Source organism: Halorubrum tropicale (genome assembly GCF_001280455.1).
Classification (GTDB): Archaea; Halobacteriota; Halobacteria; order Halobacteriales; family Haloferacaceae; genus Halorubrum; species Halorubrum tropicale.
The window spans coordinates 1011769-1031026 of the sequence record NZ_LIST01000001.1; the positions used below are offsets into that span (position 1 = coordinate 1011769).

Annotated in this window: 19 protein-coding genes; 8 read left to right on the forward strand and 11 right to left on the reverse strand. The window is 72.5% G+C overall.

What is annotated here, in order from left to right:
- Nucleotide 1 precedes the first annotated feature (1 nt).
- The 3 genes from nadC to nadA are packed head-to-tail and all read right to left on the reverse strand — an operon-like array spanning nt 2 to nt 3505.
- Complete coding sequence (gene nadC / locus AMR74_RS05015) at nt 2-826, reverse strand: carboxylating nicotinate-nucleotide diphosphorylase (protein WP_053770939.1); 825 nt, start codon at nt 824-826, stop codon at nt 2-4.
- On the reverse strand, nt 826-2373 hold the full coding sequence (locus AMR74_RS05020; protein ID WP_053770940.1) for an L-aspartate oxidase: 1548 nt from the start codon (nt 2371-2373) through the stop codon (nt 826-828). The genes nadC and AMR74_RS05020 overlap by 1 nt, the downstream gene beginning before the upstream one ends.
- A gap of 1 nt (nt 2374) precedes the next feature.
- Entirely contained in the window at nt 2375-3505 is a 1131-nt protein-coding gene (nadA, locus tag AMR74_RS05025; protein WP_053770941.1) for a quinolinate synthase NadA, read from the reverse strand.
- 383 nt (nt 3506-3888) lie between these two features.
- On the opposite strand from nadA, the gene AMR74_RS05030 reads away from it, so the two are divergent.
- On the forward strand, nt 3889-5196 hold the full coding sequence (locus tag AMR74_RS05030; protein WP_053770942.1) for an acetamidase/formamidase family protein: 1308 nt from the start codon (nt 3889-3891) through the stop codon (nt 5194-5196).
- A gap of 4 nt (nt 5197-5200) precedes the next feature.
- Here AMR74_RS05030 and AMR74_RS05035 read toward each other — a convergent pair whose 3' ends face one another.
- Nucleotides 5201-6187 (reverse strand): M48 family metallopeptidase, encoded by a 987-nt coding sequence (locus AMR74_RS05035; protein WP_053770943.1) that lies wholly within the window; start codon nt 6185-6187, stop codon nt 5201-5203.
- A 126-nt stretch (nt 6188-6313) separates the two neighbouring features.
- Between AMR74_RS05035 and AMR74_RS05040 the strand changes: the two genes are divergently transcribed.
- Complete coding sequence (locus AMR74_RS05040; RefSeq protein WP_053770944.1) at nt 6314-7393, forward strand: aminopeptidase; 1080 nt, start codon at nt 6314-6316, stop codon at nt 7391-7393.
- Between the two features lie 15 nt (nt 7394-7408).
- Here the strand turns inward: AMR74_RS05040 and AMR74_RS05045 are convergent, their stop codons facing one another.
- Nucleotides 7409-7798, reverse strand: a complete 390-nt coding sequence (locus tag AMR74_RS05045) for a hypothetical protein (RefSeq protein ID WP_053770945.1) — start codon at nt 7796-7798, stop codon at nt 7409-7411.
- 97 nt (nt 7799-7895) lie between these two features.
- Here AMR74_RS05045 and AMR74_RS05050 point away from each other — a divergent pair, with 97 nt between their 5' ends.
- On the forward strand, nt 7896-8180 hold the full coding sequence (locus AMR74_RS05050) for an amphi-Trp domain-containing protein (protein WP_053770946.1): 285 nt from the start codon (nt 7896-7898) through the stop codon (nt 8178-8180).
- A gap of 25 nt (nt 8181-8205) precedes the next feature.
- On the opposite strand, the gene AMR74_RS05055 is transcribed toward AMR74_RS05050, so the two are convergent.
- A complete protein-coding gene (locus tag AMR74_RS05055) occupies nt 8206-8763 on the reverse strand; it encodes a response regulator (RefSeq protein WP_053770947.1) in 558 nt (185 codons plus the stop codon).
- Between the two features lie 257 nt (nt 8764-9020).
- Between AMR74_RS05055 and pan2 the strand changes: the two genes are divergently transcribed.
- From pan2 to AMR74_RS05070, 3 genes are all read left to right on the forward strand, one after another.
- Nucleotides 9021-10244 carry a proteasome-activating nucleotidase Pan2 gene (gene pan2 / locus AMR74_RS05060; protein WP_053770948.1) on the forward strand — a complete coding sequence of 408 codons (1224 nt, stop codon included), beginning with the start codon at nt 9021-9023 and terminating at the stop codon, nt 10242-10244.
- Between the two features lie 84 nt (nt 10245-10328).
- A complete protein-coding gene (locus tag AMR74_RS05065) occupies nt 10329-10874 on the forward strand; it encodes a pyruvoyl-dependent arginine decarboxylase (protein ID WP_053770949.1) in 546 nt (181 codons plus the stop codon).
- 95 nt (nt 10875-10969) lie between these two features.
- A complete protein-coding gene (locus AMR74_RS05070; protein WP_053770950.1) occupies nt 10970-11347 on the forward strand; it encodes a DUF5811 family protein in 378 nt (125 codons plus the stop codon).
- A 51-nt stretch (nt 11348-11398) separates the two neighbouring features.
- Here the strand turns inward: AMR74_RS05070 and AMR74_RS05075 are convergent, their stop codons facing one another.
- Entirely contained in the window at nt 11399-12271 is an 873-nt protein-coding gene (locus AMR74_RS05075; protein WP_053770951.1) for a succinylglutamate desuccinylase/aspartoacylase domain-containing protein, read from the reverse strand.
- 55 nt (nt 12272-12326) lie between these two features.
- The gene (locus AMR74_RS17075; protein ID WP_240471126.1) at nt 12327-12497 is read right to left on the reverse strand and encodes a hypothetical protein; all 171 of its coding nucleotides are present in this window, start codon (nt 12495-12497) and stop codon (nt 12327-12329) included.
- Between the two features lie 76 nt (nt 12498-12573).
- Between AMR74_RS17075 and AMR74_RS05080 the strand changes: the two genes are divergently transcribed.
- Nucleotides 12574-15708 (forward strand): FAD-binding and (Fe-S)-binding domain-containing protein, encoded by a 3135-nt coding sequence (locus tag AMR74_RS05080; RefSeq protein WP_053770952.1) that lies wholly within the window; start codon nt 12574-12576, stop codon nt 15706-15708.
- A 62-nt stretch (nt 15709-15770) separates the two neighbouring features.
- On the opposite strand, the gene AMR74_RS05085 is transcribed toward AMR74_RS05080, so the two are convergent.
- From AMR74_RS05085 to AMR74_RS05095, 3 genes are all read right to left on the reverse strand, one after another.
- On the reverse strand, nt 15771-16757 hold the full coding sequence (locus AMR74_RS05085) for an aldo/keto reductase (protein ID WP_053770953.1): 987 nt from the start codon (nt 16755-16757) through the stop codon (nt 15771-15773).
- A gap of 325 nt (nt 16758-17082) precedes the next feature.
- The gene (locus AMR74_RS05090) at nt 17083-17457 is read right to left on the reverse strand and encodes a hypothetical protein (protein WP_053770954.1); all 375 of its coding nucleotides are present in this window, start codon (nt 17455-17457) and stop codon (nt 17083-17085) included.
- 66 nt (nt 17458-17523) lie between these two features.
- Entirely contained in the window at nt 17524-18612 is a 1089-nt protein-coding gene (locus tag AMR74_RS05095; RefSeq protein ID WP_053770955.1) for a pyridoxal-phosphate-dependent aminotransferase family protein, read from the reverse strand.
- Nucleotides 18613-18755: 143 nt separating this feature from the next.
- Between AMR74_RS05095 and AMR74_RS05100 the strand changes: the two genes are divergently transcribed.
- The coding region (locus AMR74_RS05100) for a metal-dependent hydrolase (protein ID WP_205625945.1) at nt 18756-19258 on the forward strand (503 nt) is incomplete at its 3' end.

Sequence of the window (19258 nt, forward strand, 5' to 3'; positions counted from 1 at the left end):
GCTACCCGTCGCCTCCCGTCCGGAACGACAGGTCGAGCGCCGGCGCGGAGTGCGTGAGCCCGCCCATCGAGATCACGTCGACGCCGGTCGCGGCGTAGTCCGGGACGACCTCCACCGTGATACCGCCTGACGCCTCGGTCAGCGCGTCGCCGTCCGCGGCGGCCACGCGCTCGACCGCGGCCGCCGTTTCCGCGGGCGTCATGTTGTCGAGCAGGACCACGTCGGCGCCGGCCGCGGCGGCGCGCGCGGCTGCGTCGGGCCCCTCGACCTCGACCTCGACGTTCGTCGCGAAGGAGGCGCGCTCGCGGAAGCGCTCGATCGCCTCCGTCAGCCCCAGCTCCGCGACGTGGTTGTCCTTGACCATGACCATGTGCGAGAGGCCGAGCCGATGGGTGTCGCCGCCGCCGGCCGCGACCGCGCGCTTCTCTACTCCCCGGAGCCCGGGCGTCGTCTTGCGCGTGGCGGCGACCCGGACGTCCGGATCGACTTCGCGGGCGGCCTCAACCGCGGCGTCGGTCCGCGTCGCCACTCCCGAGGCGTGGGCCGCGACGTTCACGGCGACGCGCTCGCCGCGGAGGACCGCCCTCGCCGGGCCCGCGACCCGCAGCAGCGCGTCGCCCGGGTCGACGGCGGTCCCGTCCGCGACGCGCTCGGTCACAGTCGCGTCGAGGTAGTCGAACACGGCGCTCGCGGCGTCGACGCCGGCCGCGACGCCGGGCTCTTTCGCGACGAGCCGGCCGCTCGTCTCGCCCGGCACGTCGTTGGTCACGTCGTGGTGGCCCACGTCCTCGCGGAGCCAGCGCTCCACGTCGGCGTCGGTGAGCATCAGTCGTCCGCCGCCGGCCCGGGCTCGGCGGGCTCGGCGTCGTCCGCGACGTAGTGCGTCCCGACGCTCTCGCCGTTCGCGAGCGCCTGCCGGGTCACGAGCAGCGCCGTCACGGTGGCGTTTCGCAGCTCGTAGAGCGACCGCGACGTCCGAGTCCGGACGTACGCGTCGACCTCCCCCTTCAGGCGCCGGAGCACGCCGAGCGCTCGGCGGAGTTCGGCCGGATCGCGCTCGATCCCGACGTGCTCGCCGAGCACCCTGCGGAGTCGCCGGAACTTCTCGCGGGCGAACGCCGGCGGGAGGTCGGGGTCGCGGTCCAGCAGGTCCGGGGGCGCGACCCGCTCGGGGTCCGCCGGCGTCCCGTCGGACCCGACAGTTCTGGCCGCGTCGGCGCCCGCCCGGAGCCCCCACACGAGCCCTTCGAGGAGGCTCGTGGAGGCGAGGCGGTTCGCGCCGTGGACGCCGGTCCGCGCGCACTCGCCGACCGCGTAGAGCCGGTCGAGGCTCGTCCGCCCCCGGTCGTCGACCGCGACGCCGCCGCAGAGGAAGTGCTCGGCGGGCGCAACGGGGATCCCCTGCGCGGAGTCGACGCCGCGGTCGGCGCACTTCTCGGCGAGGCCGGGGAACGCGCCCGCGAAGTCGAGCGGGCCGACGTCGAGGCGGACCTCGCCCGTGGCGTCGCGCTCGGCGGCCACGGCCCGCGAGACCACGTCCCGCGGCGCCAGCTCGGCGTCGTCGTGGTACCCGGGCATGAACCGCTCGCCGTCGCCGTTGCGCAGTAGCGCGCCCTCGCCGCGGACCGCCTCGCTGACGAGGAACCCCTCCTCGTCCGGGCCCGCGTCGTACGCCGTCGGGTGGAACTGGACGAACTCCATGTCCGTCACGTCGGCGCCCGCGAGCGCGGCCATCGCGACCCCGTCACCGGTGGCCCCGCGGGGGTTCGTCGACCGCGGGAACAGGTCGCCGATCCCGCCGGTCGCGAGCACGGTCGCGTTCGCGTACACCGGCACGCGCCCGTCGGCCGACGCCACGACGGCGCCGTGGACGCGCCCCTCGCTCGCGATCAGGTCGAGCGCGGCCGCGTCGTCGACGATCTCGACGCCGTCGCGTCCGTCGAGGTGGTTCAACAGGGGGACGTGGACGTGCTCGCCCGTCGCCGCGCCGACGTGGAGGATCCGGTCCTCGCTGTGGGCGGCCTCGCGGCCGTAGTCGAACGTCCCGGCGTCCGCCTCGCGGTCGAACTCGACGCCGAGCGTGTCGACGAGCACGTCCCGGACCGCGTCGTCGGCGTTCTCGACGAGCACGTCGACAGCGTCCGGGTCGGCGGTGCCGTCCGAGGCCGCCAGCACGTCCCGCTTGAACCGCACCGGCCGGTCGCGGGCGACTGCGATCCCGCCCTGCGCCCACCACGACGCGGCGTCCGCGGGGCGCGTGGCCTTCGTCGCCACCGTCACCTCGCGGCCCTCGCGCGCGGCGGCGAGCGCGGTCGTCAGCCCGGCGACCCCCGAGCCGACGACGAGCACGTCCGCGGTCTCGTGGCCCGTCATCTCACACCTCCAGCATGCGGTCGAGGGCGACGCGCGCGAGGTCCTTCTCCTCGGGCGCGACCTCGACGACGTTGCGCTCGCGTCCGGCGGCCAACTCTTCGAGCACCCACGCGAGGTAGTTCGGGTCGATCTGGCGCATCGCGTTACAGTCCATACACGCCTCGCCGCACAGCGGGACGACGTCCACCTCCGGGTGCCACCGCTGGAGGTGGCGGGTCAGGTGGACCTCGGTCCCGATGGCCCACGTCTCGCCGGGGTCGGCCTCGGCGACGGTCTCGCGGATCGTCGCGGTGGAGCCGACCACGTCCGCCGCCTCGACGACCTCCCGGCGGCACTCGGGGTGGACGACCACCCGCGCGTCCTCGTGGTCCGCCCGGACCCGCTCGACGTGCGACGGGCTGAACCGCTCGTGGACCTGACAGTAGCCGTCCCAGAGGATCACGTCCTTGTCGACGACCCCTGCCGCGTCGGCCGACGCGGCGTCCCAGGGGTCCCACTCGGCGATCTCGTCTTCGAGCCCGAGCCGGTGAGCGGTGTTCTCCCCGAGGTGCTTGTCGGGGAGGAACAGCACTTTGTCGCCCTCGTCGAGCGCGTACTCGAAGGCGCGGTGGGCGTTCGAGGAGGTACACACCAAGCCGCCGTGCTCGGCGCAGAACGCCTTGAGGTCGGCGTAGCTGTTCATGTAGGTGACCGGCACGACGTCCGCGTCGGTCGCGGCCGTCAGCTCCGCCCACGCCGCGTCGACCTGGAGCGCCTCCGCCATCCCCGCCATCGGGCACGACGCCTCCATGCTCGGGAGAACGACCGTCTGGTCGTCGTCGGTGATGATGTCGGCGGACTCGGCCATGAACGTGACCCCGCCGAAGACGACGTACGCCGCGTCGGCCGCCGCGGCCTCCTTGCTCAGCTGGTAGGAGTCGCCGACGAAGTCGGCGTGCTCGACGATCTCCCGCCGCTGGTAGTTGTGACCGAGGATCACCACGTCGTCGCCGAGCGCGTCCAGCGCCCCCTCGATCCGTCGCGTTCGCTCGCTCTCGTCGAGGTCGCGGTATTCAGACGGAAGCTGTTCGAGATTATCGTATTTGAAGAGACTGAGTTCGGTATCGAACTCGGCGGTTTCCATTGCTGGCATTCTGAGTCTCCGTCGCGTATTCGCTCACAGAACTGTGTCGTGAAAAGATTTTGTCTTCAATAGTTCGGTTTGGCTAGTCGTATGCTCTCCGAGTCCGTTCAGAATCGCGATCTTCGAACGATACGTACGGTCTCGCAGGCGAACTCCGGATCGTGGGTCGGTGACCCCTTTGCGGGGTCGCGGACCGAGGGCCGAAATTCGCGGACTGCGAGCCGGGCGGACCGCGAGCCGGGCGGACCGCGAGCGCGCGGTTGGCTCTCGCCCCGGACGGCCCGTCGAGCGAGCGCGCCTCGTGGTCCTCGGGCTTGGCGGCCCTCGCGGTTCCCGGTCTGAGTGCCGCCTCCCCTACGGTTATGATGTGCCATGCCGTACCACTACACGGTATGGCGCAGACAGAGGTCGAAGAGGAGCTGTACGTCGACCAGTACACGCTCGGGCTCGTCGGGCCCGACCAGGAGTGGGCCGGGACGGTCGCGGACGGCGGGACGGTGACGACGTACACGCCGCCGGGCTGTTGGGGACCGATGGTGACGCCCTCGTTCCGCGGCGGCCACGAGGTGACGCGGCCGATCCGCGTCGAGGGCGCCGAGGTCGGCGACGCCGTCGCGATCCACATCCGCGACGTGGAGGTGACGAGCATGGCCACCAGCACGGGGTCGATGGCGGAACGCGACGAGGCGTTCGGCGACGACCCGTTCGTCGACCACCGCTGCCCGGAGTGCGGGACGACGTGGCCCGAGTCCGTCGTCGAGGGCACCGGCGAGGACGCGATCCGCTGCGCGGAGTGCGGCGCCAACGCCTCCTCGTTCGGGTTCGAGTACGGCTACACCGTCGCCTTCGACCACGAGAACGCGGTCGGGATCACGCTCGACGATGAGGGCGCCCACGCGCTCGCGACCGACGCCGAGCGCGTGATGGACATCCCCGAGAACGCCCGCCAGCACCCGATCCTGCTGTACGAGCCCGACGAGATGCCAGGCACGCTCGGCCGCCTCCGCCCGTTCATCGGCAACATCGGCACGACCCCGCCGGTGACGATGCCCGACTCGCACAACGCCGGCGACTTCGGCCAGAACCTGATCGGCGCCGACCACGACTACGGCGTCGAGACCGAGGACGACCTCGAACTGCGCACCGACGGCCACATGGACGTGCCCGAGGTCCGGGCGGGCGCGACGCTGATCTGTCCGGTCGTCGTCGACGGCGGCGGGATCTACGTCGGCGACCTCCACGCGAACCAGGGCGACGGCGAGCTCTCCCTCCACACCACCGACGTGAGCGGGACCGTCACGATGGACGTCGAGGTGATCGAAGACGTCGATCTCGACGGGCCCGTCCTGCTGCCGAACGAGGAGGACCTCCCGTTCATCAGCGCGCCCTACAGCGACGAGGAGGTCGCGGCCGGCGACGCCCTCGGCGCGGAGCACGGCGTCGACGTCGACACCGACGCCGCGCCGATCCAGGTGATCGGCTCCGGCGCGACCGTCAACGACGCCACGCAGAACGCCTTCGACCGCGCCGGGACGCTGCTCGGCATGAGCGAGGGCGAGGTCCGCGCCCGGTGCACGTTCACCGGTGGCGTGCAGATCGGGCGGCTCCCCGGCGTCGTCCAGTTAGACATGCTCGTGCCCGCGGACGTGCTGGCGGAGTCGGGCCTCGACGACGTGACGCGCGAGCAGTACGGGCTGTAAGCCCTCACCGCCACGACGATCCGCGTCCGCTGCTCGCCCGCGACGGCCCCGCCGGGATCCGCCGCGTCGGCCCCTGCGACTCGGCCCGCTCCCGCAGGCGCTCGACCCGCTCGTCGGTCGAGGGGTGCGTCGAGAGCCAGCGCTCTGCGGTCTCGTCGGTCCGTTTCTGCGACGAGAACGGCGCGAGGGGCCACTCCGGGTCGGTCGCGCGCTCGATTCGGCGGAGCGCCCGCGCGAGCGCCGCGGGGTCGCCCGTCACCTCGGCCGCGCGGTCGTCGGCCGCGAACTCGCGCTTGCGCGACCGCGACCGGGCGACGAGCGTCGCGAGGACGAACGCGGCGAACAGGGCGCCGGCGAGCGCGCGGTGAAGCCGCGCGAACGGCCCCGACCGGTCGCCGGGTCGCCCGCGGATCCACGCCGAGGCGGCCGCGAGCCCCGACAGCGCGAGCAGCGCGGGCAGCGCGACCAGGGTGGCGACCCCGACCAGCGAGCGGCCGACCCCGTCCGCCATCGCGATCGCGAACCCGTCGTTGCCCTCTAAGTGCGCCAGCTCGTGCGCGAGGATCGCCTCGATCTCGCGGGCGGACAGTAGCCGGAACAGCGACCGGTCGATCACGAGCGCCCCGCTCCCCGACCCGCCGCCGACGGCGAACGCGTTCGGCGCGCGGGCGTCGGTGACGTACAGCGCCGGCCGCGGCAGGTCCATCCGCGCCGCGAGCGAGTCGATCCGGCGGTGGAGATCCGGCGCCCGCCTCCGCGGGACGCGGTCGCCCTCCAGGTTCGCGAGGATCTGGGCGGTGCCGAGCCGGTAGCTGAGGTACGCCGACCCGAGCGCGACCGCGGCAAGCAGCGCGACGAGGACCGGGAGGTCCGGTCGGGCCGCCCAGGCCGCGCGCAGCAGGTCGGCGACGAACAGCGCCGCGGTCAGGTAGCCGACGAGGAGGGCGACGCCGACGGCGGCGGCGGCCGCGCGGAACGCGAGCCGAGGCATGTCCGAGGCTACGCGACGGCGGGGCAAACGCGTTGCGGCCGGGAGGGCCGCGACGGGATCGGTCGCTCCCCCACCCGGCCCGCCGGAAGGAAAAGCGGTAATTCCCCGGCCGCGAAACCGGCTGTCATGGACGCACGCGTACGCGAACACGCGGAGATCATCGCCGACCACTCGACCGGCATCGAGTCGGGCGACGACGTGGTCATCCAGATGCCGAAGGAGGCCGAGGACCTCGCGGTCGCGCTCCACGAGGTCTGCGGCGACCGCGGGGCGAACCCCGTCTACCTCAATTACTCGAAGCGCGCCCAGCGCGCGTTCAAGCGCGCCTCCGAGGACTTCTCCGAGCCGAGCCACCGGCGCGCGCTCTACGAGGAGGCCGACGCCTTCGTCATCGCGCGCGGCGGCGCGAACGCCACCGAGGACGCCGACGTGGACCCCGAGACGAACGCCGCGTACAACCGCGCGATGGAGGAGGTCAAGCGCACGCGGCTCTCGAAGACGTGGTGTCTCACGCAGTACCCGACCGCGAGCCACGCCCAGCTCGCCGGGATGAGCACCGAGGCGTACGAGAACTTCGTGTGGGACGCCGTCTCGCTCGACTGGGACGAACAGCGCGAGTTCCAGGCGGAGATGGTCGAGATCCTCGACGCGGCCGACGAGGTGCGCATCAGGTCCGGCGACGAGACCGACCTCACGCTCGACGTGTCGGGCAACTCCACGCTCAACGACTACGGCGAGGCGAACCTCCCCGGCGGCGAGGTGTTCACGGCGCCGACGCGCGACGGCGTCGACGGCGAGGTCCACTTCGACCTCCCGCTGTACCGCTACGGGCGCGAGATCGACGGGGTCCGGCTCCGGTTCGAGGACGGCGAGGTCGTCTCGCACTCCGCCGAGCGCAACGAGGAGCTGCTCTCCGGCATCCTCGACACCGACGAGGGATCGCGGCGCCTCGGCGAGCTCGGAATCGGCATGAACCGCCAGATCGACCGGTTCACCTACAACATGCTGTTCGACGAGAAGATGGGCGACACCGTCCACATGGCGGTCGGCTCCGCGTATCCGGAGACCGTCGGCGAGGAGAACGCGGTCAACGAGTCCGCCGAGCACGTCGACATGATCGTCGACATGAGCGAGGACTCCGTCATCGAGGTCGACGGCGAGGTCGTCCAGCGGAACGGGACGTTCGTCTTCGAGGACGGGTTCTGAGGGCCTCGCGTCCACTCACTCGCCCGCGCCTCGCGCCGCGGTCCGGCGGGCGAACGCCGCGTACGCGACGAGGAGGACGCCGAACAGCCCGACCGTGCCGATCGCCGCGATCCCCGGGTAGCCGGCGAGCGGCGCGATCTCGCCCGCGGGCGGCGCGACGAGGTCGACGACGCCGGTGCCGACCGACAGCGCGAGCACGGCGAGCCACATCGTCCCCACCGCGTACCCGAGTTCGACGAGGCGGCCGGTGCGCGCCGCGTGGGCGACGACGGCGCCGCCGCCGAGGATCGGGACCGCGGCGAGCGGACTCGTCGGGTCCGGGAGGAGGACGCTCCCGCCGAGCGCGATCGCCGTCCAGTAGACGGCGACGGCGACGACCGTGCGGAGCGAGTCGGGGACGGACACGGGGTGCGGGTTCGGTCGGCGAACACAAAACGATCGGGGGCGAGGCCCCGCCGGCGCCGCGTCGGTGTTTATCACTCGTGGGCGCGTACGTCCACGCATGCCAGAAGAAGTCCTGTTCAAGTCTGAGAGCCGTCGGAGCCGCGAGGAAATCGCCGCGTACCTGCGGACGGTCGCGGACTCGCTCGACGCCGGGAACGCGATCACCCTCACGCGCGGCGCCGAGTCGACGACGCTGGAGCCGCCCGCGCGGCCCACCTTCGAAGTGAAGGCGGAGCGCGAGGGGCCGGCCGACGGGCCGGGCGAGCTGAGCGTCGAGTTCGAGTTGGAGTGGGACGAGAACGCCGGCGAGGAGGCGGCGGACGGCGAGCTGACGATCGAGTGACGGTCCGGAGGCGCCCTCCGCCTCGCTACGGTACTTCGCCCGGGACCTCGGCGAACGCGTCCCGCGCCGAGAGGTGGTCGAGCGTGTCGTCGACCTCGACGCGCACGGATTCCATCCGCTCGATGAGCTCCTCGTACTCCTCGGAGTTCGTCGTGCCGGCGGCCTCCAGCGCCGCCTTCTTCGAGGCGAGCGCGAAGAACTCCTGGCTCCGCTCGTCGAACGCGGCGCGGTGGAGGAGCACCTCGACGAGCGTGAGGAGGTCCTCCTTCGTGACCGGCTTCGTCTTGTAGTCGTCGAACGGCATCTCGACGATGTCGACGTCGGGCTCTACCGCGGTCAGCATCGCCACCCGGGCGTCGTACCCCTCGCCGCGGATCGCGTTCAGCACCTCGTGGCCCGACATGTCGGGCATCCGGCGGTCGAGGAGGACCACGTCGACCGTCTCGTCCATCGCGTCGATCGCTTCCTCGCCCCCGGTCGCGATGCGAACGTCGTACTCCGGGTCGAGGTACACCCGGTACAGCTCTGCGAGGTCCGGCTCGTCGTCGACCGCGAGGACGGTCGCGTCCGGAGTGCCGCTCATGGGCGGGCCCTCCCGGTCTCGCGGTTCGCGACCCCCGGACCGGCGCGTCCGCCCGCCGTTCGTACGTCCATACGGCCACGTTGCTCCCCTCCGCGTTAAAACGTTGACACCCGATTATCAGAGATGATTCCGGGGTTGCGGGCGGGGTCGACAGAGGGGTAACCGGAGCCGTGACGCCGGCGTCCTCTCGGCGGATCCAACGGTCTCTCCGTGACCCAAAGGCACATTTACGCCCGCATCTTAGTCAGGCTCAACGAATGTCTCACAGCCCCTCACTGCCCGACCGCCCGCGGTTGGAGCTCGACCCCGAGATGAGCGACGCGGAGCGGTTGGAGGCGATCCGCCAGCACTACCGGCGGATCGTTCAGGTGAACGAGGAACTGGAATCGCGGCTCGCCGACGCCGAGGGGCGCCGCGGCGAGCTGAAGGACGACGTCGAGCAGCTGAAGCGCGAGAACGAGGTGCTGAAGACCACCTCGCTGTACATCGCGTCCGTCGAGGAGATCACCGACGAGGGCGTCGTCATCAAACAGCACGGCAACAACCAGGAGGTGCTCACGCAGGCCGCCTCGCGGCTCGACGAGGACCTCCGCCCCGGCGACCGCGTCGCGATCAACGACTCCTTCGCCGTCCAGCAGGTGCTCGACGACGAGACCGACTCCCGGGCCCAGGCGATGGAGGTCACCGAGTCCCCCGACGTCACGTACGCCGACATCGGCGGCATCGACGACCAGATCCGGGAGGTGCGCGAGGCCGTCGAGGACCCGCTGGAGAACCCCGAGCAGTTCGAGACGGTCGGCGTCGAGCCGCCGAGCGGCGTCCTCCTCCACGGCCCGCCGGGCACCGGGAAGACGATGCTCGCGAAGGCCGTCGCCAACGAGTCCGACGCCACCTTCATCAAGATGGCCGGGTCCGAGCTCGTCCGGAAGTTCATCGGCGAGGGCGCGCGGCTCGTCCGCGACCTGTTCGAGCTGGCCGCCGAGCGCGAGCCGGCCGTCATCTTCATCGACGAGATCGACGCCGTCGCCGCCAAGCGGACGGACTCGAAGACCTCAGGCGACGCCGAGGTCCAGCGCACGATGATGCAGCTCCTCAGCGAGATGGACGGCTTCGACGACCGCGGCGAGGTCCGGATCATGGCCGCGACGAACCGCTTCGACATGCTCGACGAGGCGATCCTCCGCCCCGGTCGCTTCGACCGCCTCATCGAGGTGCCAGAGCCCGGCGCCGAGGGCCGCGAGCGCATCCTGGAGATCCACACCGACGACATGAACGTCGCCGACGGGGTCGACCTCGGCGTCGTCGCCCGCGACCTCGACGGGTACAGCGGCGCCGACATCGCGTCGCTGGCGACCGAGGCCGGGATGTTCGCCATCCGCGACGGCCGCACCGAGGTGACCCAGGAGGACTTCGAGCAGGCCCGCGACAAGCTTCAGGACGCGGACACCGAAGACGAGCGGGTCATCAACTACCAGTACTGAACCCTCGGTCCCCGTCCTCGCCGTGCGCGTTTCGGAGCGGTCAGTTCGTAACCCCTTAGCGCGCCCGCCGCCGACTCGCCCGTAATGAACACCATCCACGTCGCCGGCGGCGTCGGAATCGCCGACACGGCGATGGCCTCCTACGACGCCGCGCTCGCGGACGCGAACCTCCACAACTACAACCTCGTGGCGGTCTCCTCGGTCGTCCCCGCCGAGGCGACCGTCGAGGCGGTCGCGGCGGCGCCCGACCTCGGGCCCGCGGGGAACCGCCTCACCGTCGTCGAGGCGCGCCGGACGGTCGGGCCGGGCGACGAGGTCGACTTCCGCGAGGGCGGTCGCGCGGGCGCCGAGGGCGCCGAGTCGAAGCGCGCGCCTCGCCGTCGCCCCGACGCGGTCGCGGGGCTCGGCTGGGCGACCGGTCCGGGGCCGGGGCTCTTCTACGAGGTGACGGGCGAGGACCCCGACGACGTGCGCGAGCGGATCGAGGCGGGCCTCGACGCCGGCGGCGACCTCCGGGACTGGGAGCTCCCCGACCGGGAGACGCGCGTCGAGACGGTCGCGGCCGAGCCGGAGCGGTACGCGACCGCGGTCGTCATCGCCGCGTACGGGGAGTCCGAGCCGATCCTGTAACGGGCCGCGCGGAGAGAGGCCGGGCCGCGCCGGAGCCCCGGTCGCCGTCGCCGACGCCTTTTTGACTCGGCTCCGCGTACGGGTCGTGTCTTCGAATGAACGGCAACAACCCGTACGCCGGGGCGCCGGGTGTGACGGACGCGGGCTCGCCCGCGGCCGTCGACCTCTCTCCGGACCAAGAAAAACAGCTCCGGCGCGCGGTCGCCGGAATCGTATCGCGCACGGAATCGTACCTGCCCGACAGCTACGCCGTCGGCTCCGAGCTGTCCGTCGGCGCGGACGGCCCGCAGGCGACCGTCGCGGTGAACCCCCCGGCCGGCCACCCCGTCTCGGCCGGCTTCACGCCGGACCCGGAGGACTTGGACGCCGGCATCGCCGAGTCCGACACCGACGAGGTCGCCCGCGGGCTCGCCGCCAGCGCGGCGGTCCAAGTGATGGACGCCGTCGGCGACATCACGCCCACCGCGAAGTGACGGTCCCGGCCCGGCCGTAGACCGTTCGAGCGATCGGTCAGCCCCGTTCTCTCAGTCGTCCCCTTCCTCGTCGCGCGGGTACACCCGCAGGTCGCCCTCCCCCGGCGGCTTCAGCGTGCCCGTGACGCGGCCGTAGATGCCGAAGATGTCGTCGTACCCGTCCTCGCTCGCGAGGATCGGGACCACGCCCGGCTCCTCGACGCGGTGGGTGTACACATCATCCTCGGCGAACACCGCGCCCTCCGGGATCGGCTCGAAGTTCCGGAAGTGGACGTGCGGCGTCCCCTCGCCCTTCGGCACCTCCTCGCTGCCCGCGACCACGGTCGTCTCCGAGAACGTCGGCTGCTCGTCCGCGAGCGCGCCGTGGGCCCGGAGGAACGCGCGACACGCCTCGTGGCCGAACTCGACGGCCTCCTCGCTGCCCTGCCGGCCCACCTCGATCGAGACGGTGTGCGGGATGGTGGAGTCGAGCGTCGTCGACCGCAGCCCGCTCGCGTCGACGACGTGGTCGACGGGGAGGCCGGTGACGGTGCGGCGGACCGACTCCGTGAGGTCGCTGAAGATGGCGAACGGCGGCGGCGCGCTGTGCGACGTGTGGAGCGCGAGCACGGCGTCGAACCCCTCCAGTTCCGCGGCGAGCCGCGGCGCCAGCGCCCGCTCGTACTCGTCGCTGTCGGCGTCGCCCGGGAACGCCCGGTTCAGGTCCGCGTCGGTGTAGCGCGTTCCGGCCTCGATCGCCGGCTCGTTGGCGAGTATCAGCCGGACGAGCCCCGCGGACCCCTCCTCACCGTCGGAGGAGTCGAGGGGCGCGAGCTCCGCTGCGAGCCGCTCTACGATCCGCACGCCGGCGGGCTCGTCGCCGTGGATCCCGCCGACGATCGCGACGCGGGCCGACCCCGCCGACCCGCGGTCGAACGTTTGCATACCGTCAGTACGTCGCGGTCCGCCCATAAATCGTCGCGATCCGCGCCCGGCGGGATCAGCGGTCGACCCGGTCGGCGAGCGCGGCCCGGTACCGCCGCGCGACGAAGCGGTCGCGCGGGTCCACGCCGATGAGCCGGAGCGACGCCGCGTACGCCACGAGTCCGACCCCGCTTCCCGCGACGACCGCCGGGGCGCCCACCAGCGTCGCACGGACCGCGTACGTCAAGGCGACGGCGACGGCCTAAATGAATATAATTATCGTTCACAATAGATTTATCACGCTCATCCCGTCCACCTACCCCATGAACGGAGGAGGACTCGCCGGCGACGGCGGCTCGGGGGGATCGCGAGACGAGGCCGCCGACGACCGACCGCGGCGGGCCGCGTCCGACGGCGGAGTGGCCGCGGGATCGGCCGGGGCGGACCGATCGGGCGTCTCGGCGGCCGCGCTCGGCCACGACCGCCCGGACGTCGAGGCGTACCGGTCGCTCGCGGCCGACTTACGCGGCGCGGTCGCGGGCGGCGTCGAGTTCGACGAGTACGCGCAGGTGCTGTACGCGACCGACGGGAGCGTCTACCAGGCCCGCCCGGCGGGCGTCGTCTACCCCCGCGGCGTCGACGACGTGCGGGCCGCGACCCGGGTCGCGGCCGACCACGGCGTCCCCGTGCTACCGCGCGGCGCGGGGTCGTCGCTCGCGGGACAGACCGTCGGGCCGGGCTGCGTCGTGCTCGACTGCTCGCGTCACATGGACGCGATCCTGTCGGTCGACCCCGGCGCCCGCCGCGCCACGGTCCAGCCCGGCGTCGTCCAGGACGACCTCGACGACCGGCTCGCAGCGGACGGCCTGAAGTTCGCGCCCGACCCCGCCTCCTCGGCGCGCGCGACCGTGGGCGGCGGCATCGGCAACAACTCCACCGGCGCCCACTCCGTGCGGTACGGGATCACCGACGCCTACACCGAGGAGCTGCGCGTGGTGCTGGCGGACGGCTCGCTCGTTCACACCCGGGAGGTCGTCCTCGACTCCCCCGAGTACGAGGCCATCGTCGCGGGCGAGGCGGCCGGCGAGCGGGAGGCCGCGCTGTACGAGACGGTCCGCGCGCTCGTCGAGGGCAACGCCGACGAGATAGCCGAGCGATACCCGACGCTCAAGCGGTCGGTCTCGGGGTACAACCTCCACAAGGTGATCTACGAGAATGACGACGGCGAGGAGGTGATCAACCTCTCGAAGCTGTTCGTCGGCGCCGAGGGGACCTTGGGCGTCGTCGTCGAGGCCACCCTCTCGCTCGTCACCCGCCCCGAGGCGACCGCGCTGGCGCTGTACTCGTTCGACACGCTCGACGCCGCCATGCGCGCGGTCCCCGAGGCGCTGGCGCTCCCGGTGAGCGCGGTCGAGCTGATGGACGACGCGGTCGTGGAGCTGGCTGCGGGATCGCCGGAGTACGCCGAGTACGCGGACCCGATCCCGGACTGGGCCGCGGCCGCGCTCATGTTGGAGTGGGACTCCGAGCTGGTCGACGACTTCGAGGCGGCTGTCGCCGACGCGAACGACCGCTTCCGCGGCGACGGCGACCGCGACGCCTTCGACGTCATCGAGGCGTACGACGAGGGCGCGCAGGCGGACCTCTGGAACCTCCGGAAGGCCGCGATACCGCTCCTGATGAGCATGGACGGCGACGCGAAGCCGTACCCGTTCATCGAGGACGCCTCGGTGCCGCCCGCGGAGCTCGCCGACTACGTCGCCGCCTTCGAGGAGGTCCTCGACGACCACGGCACCTCGGCCGCGTACTTCGCGCACGCCGGCGTCGGGACGCTCCACATCCGCCCGATCCTCTCGCTGAAGGAGTCTGAGGGCGTCGAGACGATGCACGCCATCGCCGACGACGTCACCGACCTCGTCTTGGAGCACCACGGCGCCTTCTCCGGCGAGCACGGCGACGGGCTCGCGCGCACCGAGTTCAACCCGAAGATGTACGGCGAGGACCTCTGGGCCGCGTTCCAGGAGCTGAAGTCCGCGTTCGACCCCGAGTGGCGGATGAACCCCGGGAAGGTCGTCTACGTCGACGGCGAGACCGCGGCCGAGCGCGGCTACCCCGAGGCTGCCGCCGACACCGACGTGCGCGAAAACCTCCGGTACGGGCCGACGTACCGGTCGATCGAGCCGCAGACGAACCTCGACTTCTCCGACGAGGGCGGCTTCTCGGAGCTCGTCGAGCTGTGTAACGGCTGCGGTACCTGTCGCGAGACCGACTCCGGGACGATGTGTCCCACGTACCGCGCCTCCGGCGAGGAGGTCCAGACGACTCGCGGGCGGGCGAACATGCTCCGGGCCGCGATAAGCGGCGAGCTCGACGACGAGGAGATCCACTCCGACCGGTTCCAGGCGGAGGTGTTAGACCTCTGCGTCGGCTGTAAGGGCTGTCAGAGCGACTGTCCGACCGGGGTCGACCTCGCGAAGCTGAAGGCGGAGGTGAAACACGAGCACCACGAGCGGGAGGGCGCGGGGCTGCGCGAGCGGCTCTTCCGCGACGTCGACCGGCTCTCGGCGCTCGGGAGCCGGCTGGCGCCGCTGTCGAACGCGGCGGCGAGAGTTCCGGGCGCCCGCAGGGCGATGGACGCGCTCGTCGGGATCGCTCCCGAGCGCGCGCTGCCGACCTTCCGGTCCGAGAGCTTCGAGGCGTGGTTCGCGGCCCGCGGCGGCCCCGCGGTCGCCCGCTCCGAGGCGGTCGACACCGTCGTCCTGTTCCCCGACACCTACACCGACTACAGCTACCCGGCGGCCGGGAAGGCGGCGGTGCGCGTGCTGGAGGCCGCGGACGTCCGCGTCGAGGTCCCGGACGGCCTCGCGCCCTCGGGCCGCGCCGCCTTCTCGACCGGCTTCCTCGACGCGGCCCGGGAGCGCGCGGCCGAGAACGTCGCGGCGCTCGCGCCCCGCGTCCGCGAGGGGCAGTCGGTCCTCTTCGTCGAGCCCTCCGACGCGGTGATGTTCCAGGACGAGTACCGGGACCTGCTCGACGGCCCGGACGTCGAGGCGGTGTCCGCGGCCGCGGCCGGCGTCTGCGAGTACCTCGACGCGCGCCGGGTCGGCGAGCGGCTCTCGTTCGACGCGCCGGCGGAGACGCTCACCTACCACGGGCACTGTAACCAGAAGGCGGCGAACACGGACCACCACGCGGTCGGCGTCCTCCGGCGCGCCGGCTACGGCGTCGACCCCCTCGACTCCTCGTGTTGCGGCATGGCGGGCTCGTTCGGCTACGAGAGCGAGCACTACGACCTCTCGCAGGCGATCGGGCGCATCCTCTTCGGGCAGGTCGCCGACAGCGACGGCGACGCGGTGACGGCGCCCGGCGCCTCCTGCCGGTCGCAGCTCGGCGACCGCGAGGGCGCCGAGACGCCGCCCCATCCGATCGAGAAGCTGGCGGCGGCGCTCGACGAGTGAGGGGGCGGGGCGCGCCTCGGCACGGACCGTTCCGCGTCGCGCTCGCCGGCCCCCGGCGGCGCTCACCAGCGCTGGTGGACGTGCTCGCGGACGTGCTCGTCGTACACCTCGTTCGCGGCGTCGCGCTCGGCGTCGGAGAGCGGGGGCGCCTCGCTCGCGGCCGCGTTCGCCCGGACGTGCTCGGGCGTCGTCGACCCCGGGATCACCGTCGAGACGGCGTCGTGGTCGAGGATCCAGCGTAGCGCGAACTCGGGCAGCGGGCGGTCGTCCGGCAGGCGCTCGCCGAGCGCGTCGACCGCGTCGAGGCCCGCCCCGAAGGGGACGCCCGCGAACGTCTCGCCCACGTCGAAGGCGTCGCCCTCGCGGTTGTAGTTGCGGTGGTCGTCCTCGGGGAACTCGGCGTCGCGCGAGAGCGCGCCCGTGAGCAGCCCGGACGCGAGCGGCACCCGGCAGATGACGCCCACGTCGCGCGCGGCGGCCTCCTCCAAGAACAGCTCGGCCGGCCGCTGCCGGAAGGGATTGAAGATGATCTGGACGGTCTCGACGCCCGGGTACTCGATCGCCTTCAGCCCCTCCTCGACGCGCTCGACGCTGACGCCGTAGCTCGCGATCCGCCCCTCGTCCGCGAGCGCGTCGAGCGCGTCGAACGTCTCCGGCCGGTAGTACACGTCCGTGGGCGGGCAGTGAAGCTGGACCAGATCGAGCGTGTCCATCCCGAGGTTCTCCCGGGAGCGGTCGACGAACCGCCGGAGGTTCGCCTCCGCGTAGCCGTCCGCCTCGTGCGGGTCGAGCCGGCGGCCGGCCTTCGTCGCGACGGTCACGTCGCCCGCGGCGACCTCGTCCGCGAGCGTCTCGCCGACGATCCGCTCCGACCTGCCGTCGCCGTACACGTCGGCGGTGTCGAAGAAGTCGACCCCGGCGTCGCGGGCGGCCTCGACGGCCGCGACCGCCTCCGCCTCCGTGACCTCGCCCCAGTCGCCGCCGATCTGCCAGGCGCCGTAGCCGACCTCGCTGACCGCGCCGACATCGCCGAGTTCGCGGTGGTTCATGTCGCCCGAACGTTCCTCGGCCGGACGCAAGGGCGTTCCGGAGGCGGGCGATCGCCGTCATCGCCTGACATCACCCGTTGTAACGGGGACCCGAAACGACTCGGGCGCGTCATGAAGCGGCTCGGACCGGCGGTGAACGCGGTCGGTCTGCCGATCAGCGCGGCCGGCACCCTCGTGCGTTACGCACACGTGACCGACAGGTACCACTCGCAGATAGCTGATATCGGCTCCGTCGCGGTCGGATACCTCGGCGCGATCCTGTTCGGGGTGTCGGTGTCGCTCTCCGGGATCGCGCTGTCGCTGTGGGAACCCCGCGACTGTGCCCCTACTCGCCCGGGAACGGGAGGTGCGCCCGCCCCTCGTCCCACTCGGCGTTCATTACCCGCCAGCGAGGGTTGTCCAGCCACAGCGAGCGCTCGTCGCGCTCCGCGAGCTCGTGGGCCGTCGCCTTGTCGTGACCTGCGGCGCGGTGTTCGATCTCCCTGAGCTCGTGGTAGAGGATGAACCGGTCGTACTTCGCCCACTTCTCGGAGACCCAGATCTCGTTGCGCGGGATTCCGAGGTCGTCGGCCGCGGGCGGATAGATGAGCTCGCCGTCGAGAACGACGCGGTAGCAGGCGTTGTACTTCGCTATCTCTTCGTGGGGAACGTGTTCGACCGTCCAGCCCCGCTCCCGGATCGCCTCGCGTGGCGACGCCATGTGCGGACGCCCCGTCGCGCGACGGTTCAACGTTCCGGCGGCGTGCGACGTGTTCTCACCCCGCGCTCACAGCACCGCGGCGAGCGCGTCCATCGCCTCCTCGACCCGATCGACCCGCGCGTTGTGGCCCATGTGTCCCACGCGGAGGACGTCCTCCGACCCCTCGCCGAGCCCCGTCGCGAGGACCACGTCGTGCTCCTCGCGCAGCCGCTCTCGGAGCGCCTCGGCCCGCCCGGGCACCTCGAAGGCGGTCACCGTCGGAGAGCTGCGCTCGGGGTCCGGCACGGGCGCTAAGCCTAGCTCCGCGCCGCGCTCCCGGCACCGCGCGGCGGCCGCCGCGTGTCGCTCGCGGACGGCGTCGAGCCCCTCGTCGAGCAGGAGTCCGAGCGCGGCGTCGAGCGCGACGACCTCGGTCGTGAGGTGCGTGTACGGGAACCCGTCGCTCACGTCGCGGAACGGGAGGAAGTTCGCGTACAGCGAGTGCGGGTCTCGGGCCTCCATCGCGGCCCAGGCGCGGTCGCTCACCGCGGCGGTCGCCAGCCCCGGCGGCGCGCTGAAACACTTCTGGGACGCGCCGAGGCACACGTCGATCCGGTCGGTCGGGACTTCGACCCCGCCGAGCGAGGAGACGGCGTCGACGACCGTCAGGGCCGCCGGGGCCGCCGCCTCGATCCGGTCGAGCGCGGCCTCGACGTCGTTGAGCGTCCCCGTCGGCGTCTCGCAGTGGACCATCGTGACGAGGTCGACGTCGGCGTCGTCGGCCGCCAGCGCATCGTCGAGCGCGTCGAGCGGCAGCGGCTCGTCGTGCTCGGCGGCCACGAGCGTCGGGTCGCCGCCGTACGACCCGACGAAGTCGGCGAACCCCTCGCCGTAGAGCCCGTTCGACAGGCACAGGACCTCGGTGCCCGGCTCGACGAGCGACGCGACGGCCGCCTCCAGTCCGAGGATCCCCTCGCCGCCGAGGACGACCACGTCGCGCGACGCGCCGTTCCCCGCGGCGTCGGCCGCGTCGACGCCGTACACGGTCGCGAGCCGCTCCGTGAGGCGGTCGTATATCTCCCGGAACCGCGGGTCCACGTCGGGGTTGATCAGCTCGCGGGACATCGTCTCGCGCACGGGCTCTGGGACCGCGGTCGGCCCCGGCGTCATGAGCATACGCCCCGGTTCGCGCGACGAGGTATAAACGGACCGCGAAACGACGGCTGCGGCGGCCGAAGAGGCCGTCGACGCGGGTGCGGGCCCCCGACCGCCGCGCCGACACGCTCATATGTTTCTGTCGCCTGCGTTCCGGTACGATGATGCTTCCGACCCACGTGCTGGCGGGGATGCTGCTCGCGGCCCCGCTGGTGCGCGTCGCGCCGGAACTGGCGCCGGTGGGGCTGGTCGCCGGGTTCCTCGGCGGGCTCGTCCCCGACCTCGACATGTACACCGGTCACCGGCGGACCCTCCACTACCCCGTCTACTACTCGGTCCTCTCCGTCCCGGCGCTCGTCGCGGCCGCGGTCGCGCAGTCGGCGCTCACCGTCGCCGTCGCGCTCTTCCTCCTCGGCGCGGCGCTCCACAGCGTCGCCGACATGTACGGCGGCGGCTTGGAGCTCCGCCCGTGGGAGGGGAACTCCGACCGCGCCGTGTACGACCACCACCGCGAGACGTGGGTCGCCCCGCGGCGCGGCGTCCGGTACGACGGGGCCGTCGAGGACCTCGCCCTCTCGGTCGGGCTCTCGGTCCCGCTGCTCGTGCTGGTCGACCCCCCGCTCCGCGCGGTCGTGATCGGGACGCTGGCCGTCGCGGTCGTGTACAC

Bases quoted from the DNA above. Each gene is read 5' to 3' on its own strand.
- AMR74_RS05030 (WP_053770942.1), top strand. From the start codon at position 3,889: ATGGCGCAGACAGAGGTCGAAGAGGAGCTGTACGTCGACCAGTACACG.
- pan2 (WP_053770948.1), top strand. From the start codon at position 9,021: ATGTCTCACAGCCCCTCACTGCCCGACCGCCCGCGGTTGGAGCTCGAC.
- AMR74_RS05020 (WP_053770940.1), bottom strand. From the start codon at position 2,373: ATGACGGGCCACGAGACCGCGGACGTGCTCGTCGTCGGCTCGGGGGTC.
- AMR74_RS05075 (WP_053770951.1), bottom strand. From the start codon at position 12,271: ATGCAAACGTTCGACCGCGGGTCGGCGGGGTCGGCCCGCGTCGCGATC.
- AMR74_RS05065 (WP_053770949.1), top strand. From the start codon at position 10,329: ATGAACACCATCCACGTCGCCGGCGGCGTCGGAATCGCCGACACGGCG.
- AMR74_RS05040 (WP_053770944.1), top strand. From the start codon at position 6,314: ATGGACGCACGCGTACGCGAACACGCGGAGATCATCGCCGACCACTCG.
- AMR74_RS05070 (WP_053770950.1), top strand. From the start codon at position 10,970: ATGAACGGCAACAACCCGTACGCCGGGGCGCCGGGTGTGACGGACGCG.
- AMR74_RS05035 (WP_053770943.1), bottom strand. From the start codon at position 6,187: ATGCCTCGGCTCGCGTTCCGCGCGGCCGCCGCCGCCGTCGGCGTCGCC.
- AMR74_RS05095 (WP_053770955.1), bottom strand. From the start codon at position 18,612: ATGCTCATGACGCCGGGGCCGACCGCGGTCCCAGAGCCCGTGCGCGAG.
- AMR74_RS05050 (WP_053770946.1), top strand. From the start codon at position 7,896: ATGCCAGAAGAAGTCCTGTTCAAGTCTGAGAGCCGTCGGAGCCGCGAG.
- nadC (WP_053770939.1), bottom strand. From the start codon at position 826: ATGCTCACCGACGCCGACGTGGAGCGCTGGCTCCGCGAGGACGTGGGC.
- AMR74_RS05085 (WP_053770953.1), bottom strand. From the start codon at position 16,757: ATGAACCACCGCGAACTCGGCGATGTCGGCGCGGTCAGCGAGGTCGGC.
- AMR74_RS05080 (WP_053770952.1), top strand. From the start codon at position 12,574: ATGAACGGAGGAGGACTCGCCGGCGACGGCGGCTCGGGGGGATCGCGA.
- AMR74_RS05090 (WP_053770954.1), bottom strand. From the start codon at position 17,457: ATGGCGTCGCCACGCGAGGCGATCCGGGAGCGGGGCTGGACGGTCGAA.
- AMR74_RS05055 (WP_053770947.1), bottom strand. From the start codon at position 8,763: ATGAGCGGCACTCCGGACGCGACCGTCCTCGCGGTCGACGACGAGCCG.
- nadA (WP_053770941.1), bottom strand. From the start codon at position 3,505: ATGCCAGCAATGGAAACCGCCGAGTTCGATACCGAACTCAGTCTCTTC.